This window comes from Paeniglutamicibacter sp. GQ140, assembly GCF_059759235.1.
The window spans coordinates 84,567-95,485 of the sequence record NZ_JCAXDW010000005.1; the positions used below are offsets into that span (position 1 = coordinate 84,567).

Annotated in this window: 10 protein-coding genes; 3 read left to right on the top strand and 7 right to left on the bottom strand. The window is 67.4% G+C overall.

The window, feature by feature from the left end:
- The first annotated feature begins 352 nt into the window (after positions 1–352).
- Entirely contained in the window at positions 353–760 is a 408-nt protein-coding gene (locus AC6CHY_RS08795; RefSeq protein WP_498226534.1) for a hypothetical protein, read from the top strand.
- Positions 757–1,296 (top strand): DinB family protein, encoded by a 540-nt coding sequence (locus tag AC6CHY_RS08800; RefSeq protein ID WP_498226535.1) that lies wholly within the window; start codon positions 757–759, stop codon positions 1,294–1,296. The genes AC6CHY_RS08795 and AC6CHY_RS08800 overlap by 4 nt, the downstream gene beginning before the upstream one ends.
- On the opposite strand, the gene AC6CHY_RS08805 is transcribed toward AC6CHY_RS08800, so the two are convergent.
- The 7 genes from AC6CHY_RS08805 to AC6CHY_RS08835 form a co-directional block, all read right to left on the bottom strand.
- On the bottom strand, positions 1,293–2,621 hold the full coding sequence (locus AC6CHY_RS08805) for a cell division protein PerM (RefSeq protein WP_498226536.1): 1,329 nt from the start codon (positions 2,619–2,621) through the stop codon (positions 1,293–1,295). The two genes, AC6CHY_RS08800 and AC6CHY_RS08805, sit on opposite strands and share 4 nt — an antisense overlap.
- A gap of 63 nt (positions 2,622–2,684) precedes the next feature.
- A complete protein-coding gene (locus AC6CHY_RS08810) occupies positions 2,685–3,431 on the bottom strand; it encodes a sulfite exporter TauE/SafE family protein (protein WP_217388539.1) in 747 nt (248 codons plus the stop codon).
- A gap of 168 nt (positions 3,432–3,599) precedes the next feature.
- A complete protein-coding gene (locus tag AC6CHY_RS08815) occupies positions 3,600–4,415 on the bottom strand; it encodes an aldolase/citrate lyase family protein (protein ID WP_498226537.1) in 816 nt (271 codons plus the stop codon).
- Positions 4,400–5,185: a 2-oxo-hept-4-ene-1,7-dioate hydratase gene (gene hpaH, locus AC6CHY_RS08820; RefSeq protein ID WP_217388537.1), complete on the bottom strand. Its 786-nt coding sequence runs from the start codon at positions 5,183–5,185 to the stop codon at positions 4,400–4,402. Before hpaH ends, AC6CHY_RS08815 begins: the two co-directional genes overlap by 16 nt.
- A gap of 170 nt (positions 5,186–5,355) precedes the next feature.
- Positions 5,356–6,087, bottom strand: coding sequence for a copper homeostasis protein CutC (locus tag AC6CHY_RS08825; RefSeq protein WP_498226538.1), 732 nt, complete (start codon positions 6,085–6,087; stop codon positions 5,356–5,358).
- A gap of 3 nt (positions 6,088–6,090) precedes the next feature.
- Positions 6,091–7,629: a M81 family metallopeptidase gene (locus AC6CHY_RS08830; protein ID WP_498226539.1), complete on the bottom strand. Its 1,539-nt coding sequence runs from the start codon at positions 7,627–7,629 to the stop codon at positions 6,091–6,093.
- Between the two features lie 61 nt (positions 7,630–7,690).
- A complete protein-coding gene (locus tag AC6CHY_RS08835; protein ID WP_498226540.1) occupies positions 7,691–8,848 on the bottom strand; it encodes an ROK family protein in 1,158 nt (385 codons plus the stop codon).
- A 224-nt stretch (positions 8,849–9,072) separates the two neighbouring features.
- On the opposite strand from AC6CHY_RS08835, the gene AC6CHY_RS08840 reads away from it, so the two are divergent.
- Positions 9,073–10,914 carry a peptide ABC transporter substrate-binding protein gene (locus AC6CHY_RS08840; RefSeq protein ID WP_498226541.1) on the top strand — a complete coding sequence of 614 codons (1,842 nt, stop codon included), beginning with the start codon at positions 9,073–9,075 and terminating at the stop codon, positions 10,912–10,914.
- Positions 10,915–10,919: the final 5 nt, after the last annotated feature.

Below are 10,919 nucleotides of genomic sequence, written 5' to 3' on the forward strand. Positions count from 1 at the left end.
AGAATTGGCGGATTCTTTGGTGCCGCAGCACTGGTTTCAACTGTAGAAGTTTCAAGTTCCAGAGTTGCCCTAGGTGACACCGACAGTTCGACCAACGCGGGAGCGCTCTCACCGGAAGTTGCGGTGGTTGCTATCCGGCAAGCAAGATGGGCACAAGTGCTGCGGCCAGAGCCAGTTACTTTCAAGGCATTCCCTCCATTTTCTATTTTTGTGAATAACTTGCTCATAGGCTGGCACCTCGGACGCTTTGGAATATGTTATTCGAACTTTGAGTTCGATCTCGAGGAATATTGGTTGTCGGCGGCGACCTAATCCATGTAACGAACGGGAGCGGGGGGCTAGTGTGGGTGTCATGGCCAGCAACACCCGCCGGGACGCACCGGATGCAGCCCGCCCGCTGCTGCCCTGGGTAGGTGCCACCGTCGTCGCCATGGCCTGCACGCTGGCGGGCTGGTACCTGCCGTTGCCGTTTCGGCTCGCCGGGCTGCCCTTCGCCGTGGCCGGATTCGTCCTGGGCGTGCTGACTTCCCTGAAGGCGTTCGGCAATCCCGCCGCCGGCATGCTGAGGCTGGCGGTGCCCGTGGCGACGGTCGCCTGCGGGCTCGTTGCCGTGCTGCTGGCAGGGCAGCTGGTGTTCCTCGGGCCGTCGCTGCAGTACCAGCAGTGCCGCGCCGATGCGCTGACCCTGCGCTCCGAGACCGCCTGCACCCAGGATTTCCGGGACCACTTGGCCCCCAATGAATCGAGGATCGACCCATGAATGACCAGCCAACCCCCGACACCAAGGACTGGACCGTGGTGCTCTCTGAGCCCTGCGGCGAATGCGGGATCGATGTGCGGGCGCTGAACCCCGGGCAGGTCGCCGCGCTGCTGCGCGAATCCGTCCCGCACTACACCCGCGCGCTGGCGGCACCGGATGCAGGGGTGCGCAAGGACCCCGGGGTGTGGAGCACGCACGAGTATTGCGCGCACGTGGCGGAAATGCTCCAGGTGATGAACGCGCGGCTGGCCCTGATGCTGGAGTCGGACGCCCCGACGTTCGCCAGCTGGGACCAGAACGAGGCGGCGGTGCGCGCGGACTACGCGGCGATCCCCGCCGCCGAGGTGGCCCGGAGGCTGGAGGACTCCGCGGCGTCCTTTGCCGACGCGCTGGAGGCGCTGACCGACGCGCAACTGCCGCGGATGGGGACGAGGTCCAATGGCGCGGTGTTCACCACCGCCACGTTGGCCCAATACGCGTGGCACGATGCGGCGCACCACCTGCACCACGATTTGGGCGTCGGCAGGCCGCGCTAGCGGTCGAGCACCGGATCGTGCTCGAGCAGCGGGGAGACCAGGTACCCGATCGCGGTGCCCAGTGCCACCTGCGCCGCAAGCAGCACGGCCGTCAACAGGATGTCGGGCCCCACCTCGGTGAACCGCCCGATGCCCAGCGACCCGCCGGCCAGCCAGGAACCGACCAGGGACAGGGCACCGGCAAAGGTGCCGACGAACACGCCCAGGGCGACCGTGGAGAGCCCGAGCGACAGCCATCGGGTGCGGATGCGCAGCGACACCCAGTCGTCCAGGTGGTTCTCCCCCACCCGCAGGAAATACCAGCCGGCCATGAACCCGGCGAACACCGGCAGCAGCATGAACGCCCAGGCGTAGTCAAGGTCCCCGGAGGGCAGCGCCGCGAGCACCGGCACCGCCGGCAGCGGGCCCACGGTGGTTTCCAGCGTGGACAGCGTGCTGCCCACGCCCAGGGTGATGCCGCCACCGGTGATCCACGCCAGGGTCCACAGGGCCAGGTTCGGCATGACGCCCAGCTGGCCCAGGGTCAGCACGGCCGATCCGATGGGTCCGGGGCGCAGCTGCTGGTACACGTTGGAGACATCGACCCAGTGCACCGCGAGGTTGATCGCCAGCAGCAGGGATGCCAGCGCGAAGGTGAGCAGGTAGGCCAGGGTGCCGCCGCAGAGCACCGCCCAGACGTAGGATCCCGCCCACCGCGAGTGCTGGGAGGTCTTGGAGATCCAGGCCGCGGCGTCGAAGCCGATCAGCCGACCCCAGGAGCCGGACTCGCGGCGGGCGCCGGTGATCACGCCCGCCCCGGCGGGGATCAGCGGGATGAGGGTGGCGGCCAGCAGCGAGACGCTGGCCTCCTCGTTGTTCACCAGGAAGCCGGTGAACAGCCCGCAGAGCAGGTAGATGCCCAGCGCCCCGAGGATGCCCTGCCACAACGAGTCGGTGTAGGAGGCCCGCGCAATGCGCCGCCCGGCCCGCCAGCACAGGAAGAACGGGATGAGGGTCAGCCCCAGCGGGATGAAATCCAGCACGGCCGAGCCCTGCGAGGGGTCGGTCCCGGTGCCCACCTGCAACAGGTTCAGCGGGACCGCGTGGATCAGGAGCCAGATCTGCCCGCCCATCTGCAGCACCGATTCGATGCTGCGGTTGGCGAAGCCCCCGCTGAACCACACGGCGAACCACGGGATGACCACCAGGAAGGCCGAGAACAGGGCGGCCTGCATGAACTCGAAGGCTCCCTGCAGGAATAGCGGCATGGGCCAGCCGGTGCTCAGCCGCTGGCGCGCCGCGTTCAGTGCCGCCGCGGCGGGCGGCTGCTTTTTCTTCTCACTCATTGTTTTCCATCGTCCCACCGATGTGCCTGCGCACCACTGATTGACGCGGCGGGCACCGCGTTCCTAGAGCGCGCGCAGCCCGCTGACCAGGGCGGTGATGGCGCCGAAGAAGGCGCAGCAAAGCACAAAGAAGCGTGCGTGCCGGTCGGAGACCACGCGCTGCACCTGTTCGCCGATGAGCACGCCCGCCCAGATGAACACGGCGACCCCGATCCAGGCCCACACCGGAAGCGGCGGCAGGGCATCGGGGGTGGTGACGAACTTCATGGCGATGGTGACCATCCCGGTCACCACGAAGAAGGGCTGCAGCGTCGCGGCGAAGGGGCGCTGCGGCCAGCGGGCCAGCACCGCATAGGCGCTCACCGCCGGTCCGCCCACGCCGGCCAGCGAGTTGGTGAGTCCGGAGAGGAACCCGGCGCTGGCCTTGGGGACCTGTCCGGAGACGGTGACGTTGGCGCGCACCAGGATCAGCGACAGCAGCAGGGCGGCGAGCACCGTGGCGCCGACGATGATCGACAACGGGGCCGAGGGCAGTCCCCCGGCCATGAGCGCCCCGGCCACCGAGCCGAAGACGCTGAAGGAGCACAGCCAGCGGAACATCGACCAGTCGATATCCCTCCACACCCGCGGCATGATGATCGCCGAGGAAAGCACGCCGCAGATGTTCACCAGGAACACGCCCTCGTGTGCGCCCAGGGCGATGACCAGGAACGGGGAGACAAGCATCGCGAACCCGAGCCCCGCCACGCGCTGCGCGATTGCACCGACCACGACCAGGCCGAGCACCAGCAAAATAAGGGAAAGGTCCATTCAAGCGAGCCTATCGGTTTTGGCCACGCGCTCGTGACGGCCGGCCGGCGGCCGGAAACCTTCCGGGCGGCCTTGCAGGGACAAATGGCCAGCGGCCCCGCACGAGGAGTGAATGAACCGCTCCCCGAACAGGACCGCTCGCCATATGCCCGGGCGGCGGCCCGGTTCTCAGTAGCTGGCGGGGGTCCCCGCCGGGCCCGCGGCGCCGGGCCGGAACCTTGCGGCCAGCGCCTCGGTGCCGCGGGCCAGCAGCGCCACGTCAGCGCCGACGCCCACGTAGTGGGCGCCGAGCTCGATGTAGCGCTTGGCTGGCGCTTCGGCGAAGGCGTTGACGCCGACGTACTTGCCCGCCGCCTTGCCCGCGGCGATGGCGGTCTCCACCGCTGCGACCACGTCGGGGTGGTCCTGCTGCCCGATCACTCCCATCGAGGCGGCCAGGTCGGAGGGGCCGATGAAAATGCCGTCCACGCCCTCGGTTTCCACGATTTCCTTGACGTTGGCCACCGCCTCGGCCGATTCGATCTGCACCATCAGCGTCAGGGTCTCCCCGGCGCGTTCCAGGTAGTCCGGGATCCGGTTCCAGCGTGCCGACCGGGCCAGCGCCGACCCAACGCCGCGCACGCCCGTCGGCGGGTAGTGGCAGGCTGCCACCGCGGCGCGGGCCTGCTCGGCGTTGTTGACCATGGGGATGATCAGCGACTGCACGCCCAGGTCCAGGTACTGCTTGATGACCACGGTGTCGTTGACCGGCGGACGGACCACCGGGATGACCGGGTAGCCGCGCACCGACTGCAACTGGCCCAGGATCGACTCAAGCCCGTTGGGCGAATGCTCGGCGTCAATGAAGATCCAGTCGAATCCGGCGCCGGCGCAGATCTCGGCGACCAGCGGGGAGCCGGAGCACACCCAGATCCCCGACAGCGCGTGGTCGGCGTGGTTGAGCGCGTCCTTGAAGGACGGGTCCGGTTCTATGAGAAATGGCATGTCACGGTCCCCATTCGTCCGTAGTCGGCAAAGACGGTGTCGCCCTTGTCCACCCACATCGGGCGGGTGAAGGACCCGGCCAGGATGATTTCCCCGGCGTTGAGCTTGTCGCCGTGGGCGGCGATCTTGTTGGCCAGCCAGTAGACGCCGGCGGCCGGGTGGTTCAGCACGCCGGCGGCGACGCCGGTCTCCTCGACGACCTGGTTCTTGAACAGGATGCCCGAGACCCAGCGCAGGTCGATGTCCTGCGGCTTCATCGGGTTGCCGCCGATGACCATGGCGCCCATGGCCGCGTTGTCGGAAATGGTGTCCACGATGGTGCGGCCCTCCATCTCGATGCGCGAGTCCAGGATCTCCAGGGCGGGGATGACGTACTCGGTGGCGTTGAGGACGTCGAAGATGTTGGCGTTGGGGCCCTCCACGTCCTTGTTGAGCTTGAACGCGAGCTCCATCTCCACGCGCGGGTGGGTGTACTTGTCCCACTCGATGGTGCAGCCCGAGTCGAGCACCATGTCATCGAAGATTATCCCGTAGTCGGGTTCGGTGATGCCGGTGGCCATTTGCATGGCGCGGGAGGTCAGGCCGATCTTGCGGCCGGCCAGGACGCGGCCGTTGGCCTCGGAGCGCTGTCGCCAGAGGTTCTGGACCCGGTAGGAGTCCTCCACCGTCATTTCGGGGAAGCGGGCGGTCAGGCGCTTGACCGGCACGCGGTCGTGGCCCGCCTGCACGAGTTCATCGGCTATCCGGGTGATGGTCTCATCGTTGAGCATGCTGGCCTGGGCCCCTTCTGAAGTTCTGGATGCACGTCACGTGGCTCCCCCGGCCAAGGCCTTCCGGCACGGGGTCGCACCCTGAACATGTTAGCCAATACGTCACCGGGGTCACATTCGCGCCGGCTTTGTGTCTGCGCCGCGCGGCACCGCCCCAGTCGTCCGGGGCGCTACCGGCATGCTGCCAGGGCCGCGGCGGCCGCGGCAACCAGCTCCGCGCTGGTCACGTCGAACGCCGAGTCCCCGCCGCCGGGACCCGAGGCTCCCCGCGTGGCCTGGGTGCGCGCGGAGAGGTGGATGCCGTCCAGCCCGGCCAGGGCGGGGATGTCCTCGAGCTTCACGCCGCCGCCGGCCTGGATCTGCGGGCTTCCCGCGGCTTCGGCACGCAGCCGGTGCAGCGTTTGTGCACCCGCGCCCGACGCCGTGGCGCCTCCCGAGGTCAGGATCCGGTGTGCGCCCACCGCGCGAAGCTGGCCGATGAGTTCGGCGACGGGCATCCCGTTCTCCAGCAGCACGTCCACGCAGCGGTGGACGGTGATTTCGACGTCCTGGTTGACCAGGTGCGCGGCGGCGGCCAGGGTCGAGAGCACCTCGAGGTCCAGTGCGGCATCGCCCTCGGTCAGCGCGCCGATCACGACGCCGGCCACGCCCGCGTGGGCGGCGTGGGTGATGTCGCCGGCCATCAGTTCGACCTCGGCCGGGGAGTAGGTGTACCCGCCTCCGCGCGGGCGGATCAGCACGTGCACGCCGATGCCCGTGGCAACAGCCGCTTCGATGGTTCCCATCGACGGGGTCAACCCCCCGGTGACCAGCGCGGCGCACAGCTCGACGCGGTCGGCGCCGTGGTCCAGGGCGATACGCGCGCCTGCAGCATCCTGGACCGCAATCTCAAGTTTCGTCATGGCCTAGGCTCCGGCGGGGACTGCCGGGAACAAGATGGCGGTGAGGTCCGGGACGGCCATGTCGGTGTCGAACGGGTACATGGGGCGGTCGATGTTCCCGTGCCCCAGGCGGACCAGGTCCTGGTCCACGCCGCCGGGGGTGAGCATCAGCATCCAGTCGGCGGCCAGGTCGAAGAGCTCGGGCTCCAGGTAGCCGATCTTCACCACGACGATGTCTGCGTCTGTGACAGTGAGTCCGGCAGCGGCGAAGTCGGAGATCCTGTGGTAGGGCTTGCGGCGTTCGGTGATGATGGCCTCGACGGAGCCGACCTTGACCACCGCGACGCGGCCGGAGGTGTCATCGCCCTCGGCCAGGTGCAGCACGGTGCCCGCGAGCATGGCCGGTCCCGAGTGCACGTGGTCGACCAGGGCGCCGGCGGCAACCTCGATGTCCGAGCCCGTCCCGGCGGCGAAGCATGCGGCGACCGCGTCTTTGTCGAAGACAGAGGCCACCACGGTGCGCGGTCCACCCTGGCCGAAGCGCGGGTCGTCGATCAACCGGGTCAGCGTCCAGGTGACGTCCCCGGAGCCGCCGGCGGTCGGGTTGTCGCCCGAGTCCGAGAGCAGGTAGGGTCGCTTGGCGCCAGGTGCCAGGGCTGCGGCCAGGCAGGTGTCAAGGTCCGCGGCGGGGGCCACGAACTCGAAGTCGGAGCGGGCATCCCAGTAGCTGGTGGCCAGCTCGGTGGCCTTGGCACCGGCCAGCTCGGCGTCGTCCCCGGTCACCACGACGGTGGCGTAGCAGCGCGGCTCGTCGGCCCAGGCGTAGCCGACCCAGATGGAGGCGTCGACAATGCCGGTCGAGGACTCGATGGGCAGGATCGCCTCGTAGATTCCCTTGGCCGGTTCCAGCCGGGTGGAGGTCTTTTCACCGGGCAGCAGCACCGGGATGCGCACGTAGGCCTTGGCCGGTGCGCCGGTCCCCTCGAGAAGCCTGGTGATCAAGTTGGCCATGGCACGGGTCTTGGTTTCCTGCTCGTCCTCGTGTGGTGCCATGCGGTAGCAGGTGATCAGGTCGCACTGCTCAACCAGGTCGGCGGTGACGTTGCCGTGCAGGTCCATGGTGGCCGAAACCAGCGTGCGCGGAGTGCCGGCCTTGGCGCTGACCTCATCGAGCGCGGTGCGCACGGCGCGGGCCAGGTCGGCCTCGGCGTCCTGGCGGCCGACCACGGTCATGGCGCCGTGGATGTCCAGGAAGAAGCCGTCGAAGGGGCCCTGTGCGTGGATCATCTCGATCAGCTCGGTCTTCAGGGACTCGTAGACCACCGGTTCGACCATGCCGCCGGGCAGCGAGCGGGCGTGCACCAGCGGCACCCAGCTGGCACCGTTGGCCACCGACGCGTCGTAGTTCCCGTGCCCGGGCGCCAGCACCGTGTAGCGAGAGAGCAGCACCTCGCCCCGTGTGAAGTTGAAGGCCTCGAATCCAGAGCGGTGCGGGGAGAAGTTGGAGGCCTCGATGGACATGCCTCCGGTGCCGATGCGTGGACGGATTGCTGTTGCGCTCATGGGAAAGGGGCTCCTGGTTCCAAGGTGGGTAAGGGGACGGTGGGCGGGAAAGCGGTTCGGTTCAGCCGGCCGGTTCGGAGAAGCGGGCCGGAAGCGATGGCTGGTTCAACAGGTGCAAGATGGCCAGTTCGGCCGCGCCGATGAGTCCGGCCTCGTTGCCCGACTGCGTCGCCTCCACGCGCAACCCGGCCGTGGCCAGGGGCAGGCATCGTTCGTAGAGTTGCGAGCGGACGGCCGCGACGTACACGCTGGCGGCCGAGAGCGCGCCGGTGAGGTAGACGTCCCCGGGGTTGAAGAAATTAACCACGGTGCTCAGGGCCAGACCCAGCTGGCGTCCCGCCTCGCGAACCACGCCGTTGGCCGTGGGGTCGCCGTCACGCACCATCTCGAGGACCTCGAAGATGTCCTTCGCCTCGATGCCGGCGTTGCCCAAGTCCCGCACGATGGCGGCGCCCGAGGCAATGGTTTCCAGGCAACCGCGGTTGCCGCAGGAGCACATGCGGTCGGCCGCGGCCTCGACCTTGGTGTGCGTGATGTCCCCGGAAGCATAGGTGGAACCCCGGTAGAGTTCGCCGCCGGCAATGATGCCGGTGCCCACGCCTGTGCCGGCCAGCACCGTGATGGAATTTGCCGCAGCATCGGGACGGCACAGGTATTCGCCCAGGGCCGCCAGGTTTGCGTCGTTGTCGGTGATGGCCGGAACCCCCAGTGCCCTTTCCAACAGCGCCCCCACGTCTTGGTTGTGCCAGCCGGGCATCCGCGATGGCGCGATGACGATGCGGCGCTCCACGTCCACCGGCCCGGGGATGCAGATGCCCACCGACAGCAACTCTCCCCCGGCGCTGGCCAGCAAGCCACGCACCTCGGCGGCGATGAGTTCCACCGTCGCCTCGGGCCCCTGGGCCACGTCGATGGTGATGGCCGAGGTGACATGGATGGCGCGGGCCAGGTCGGCGAGCGCGACGTTGGCGTGTTTGGCCCCCATGGAGATCACTGCCACGCGGCCCGTGCGGTAGGTGAGGGACAGCAGCCGCCCGGGGCGTCCCCCGCGCGAGGGCGCGGCACCGCCCTCCTCGACGAGCCCGGCGGCCATGAGGTCGTTGATCTTCGCCGAAATGGTGGAGGGAGCCAGGCCGATTTCCTTGGCCAGCGCCGATCGGGTCACCGGCTCCACGGCGATGCGCCGCAGTACGTCCACTGCTAGGTCACCGGTGCTCATTGGCGCGCTCCCTTGTTCGTCATGATTCCGACTTTGGCTTGTCAGTGGCGGCTTTGTACGCCCTCGATCGGAATCGTTACCTTCTCGAGATGCGCAACCCGCCACTTGTGCTCTATATTACACATAGTTCGTTCATCGCGAAAGATACTTTGTTCGATATCGAATTAAAGGTTTTTGGCTCCATCCTCCTCACCAACACGTCTAGCTTCAGGAGAGACCACCCAATGTCCAACGATCGCAAACGTTTGAAGGTCGGGCTTGCCGCTGGCATCACCGCTTTCGCATTGCTGCTCACCGGTTGCGCCGGCGGCGGCTCGGCCAACGATCCAACCACCTCGGGCAGCGCCGCCACCGTCCCGGCCGGCGTCGACACCGACGCGGTGAACTACGCACTTCCCCCGAACGCCACCCCCAACTGGATCCTTCCCATCGGCATCGCCGGCAAGATGGCCACCCACAACTCCTCGATCGCCCAGGCGCTCTGGTCCCCCCTGATGACCTTCGACGGGTCCAAGGGCGAGATGAGGCTGGATTTGGAAACCGGCATCGCCGACAAGATGGATTACTCGGCCGACGGGAAGTCGGTCACCTTCCACATGCGCGACATGCATTGGGCCGACGGCGAGCCGATCACCACCCGCGACGTGGAGTTCTGGTTCAACCTGGTCAAGGCGAACAAGGAGGCCTGGGGCGGCTACAAGGAAGGCCGGCTTCCGGACAACATCACCGACATCGACTACACCGATGAGAAGACCTTCACGCTGACCTTCGACAAGGTCTACAACCAGGACTGGATGTCCTCCACGCAGCTGACCAGCATTAAGCCGCTGCCGCAACACGCCTGGGCCAAGACCTCCGACGACGCCAAGGCCGGCGACGGGGACCGCACCGAGGCCGGCGCCAAGAAGATCTTCGAGTACCTTGCCAAGTCCTCCGAGGACATGGCCTCCTACGCCGCCAACCCGCTGTGGAAGGTCGTCTCCGGCCCGTTCACCCTGGGCGGTTTCGACAATTCCGGCAAGGTCACCCTGAGCAAGAACGCCAAGTACGACGGCCTGGACGCCGCCCAGGTCTCCACCGTGAACCTGCTGCCGTTCACCTCGGCCGATGCAGAGGTCAACCTGTTGCGTTCCAAGGGCATCGACTACGGCTACATCCCCACCTCGCTGATGGACCAGAAGTCCTCGTTCGAGTCCAACAACTACCAGATCGACCCCTGGGAGGGCTGGGCGGTGACCTACATGCCCTACAACTTCAACAACCCGAAGATGGGCGACACCTACAAGCAGCTCTACGTGCGCCAGGCGCTGCAGTCCGCCATCGACCAGCCCACCATCTCCAAGGTGATCTGGAAGGACGGGGCCAACCCGGTCTACGGCCCGGTCCCGCAGGACATCCCGTCCTCGTACCTCTCCGATGCCCAGAAGAACAACCCGTACCCGTTCGATCCCGAAAAGGCCAAGACCCTCTTCGCGGACCACGGCTGGAAGCCGGGAGCCGATGGCGTGCTGGTGTGTGAGGATGCAGGCACCGCCGAGAACCAGTGCGGCGAAGGCGTCAAGGCCGGCACCAGGATGGAAATGACCATGATGGTCCAGTCCGGCTCGGACGAGGCGGACAAGCAGTTCGCCGCCATGCAGTCCTCCTTCCGCGACATCGGCGTGGCCGTCACGTTCGACCGCGCCCCGCTGAACACCGTGCTGAACCGCACCGCACCATGCGAGGCCGATTCGGCCGACTGCAACTGGGAGTTCTCCTACTTCGGAGCCGCGGGCTCCTGGTACTTCCCGGCCTACCCGACCGGTGAGCGCATCTTCGCGACCAAGGCCTCGGTCAACTTCGGCAACTACTCGAACACCGAGGCCGACAAGCTCATGGACGCGGCATTGACCACCAACGACCCGAAGACCATGCAGGAGTACTCGGCACTGCTGGCCGAGCAGCTTCCGGTGATGTGGCTGCCGAACCCGGTCTACCAGGTGTCGGTCATCCGCGACGGCATGACCGGCACCACACAGGATCCGACCGCCAACTTCTTCCCGCAGCGTTGGGGTTGGAACAAGTAATTCGG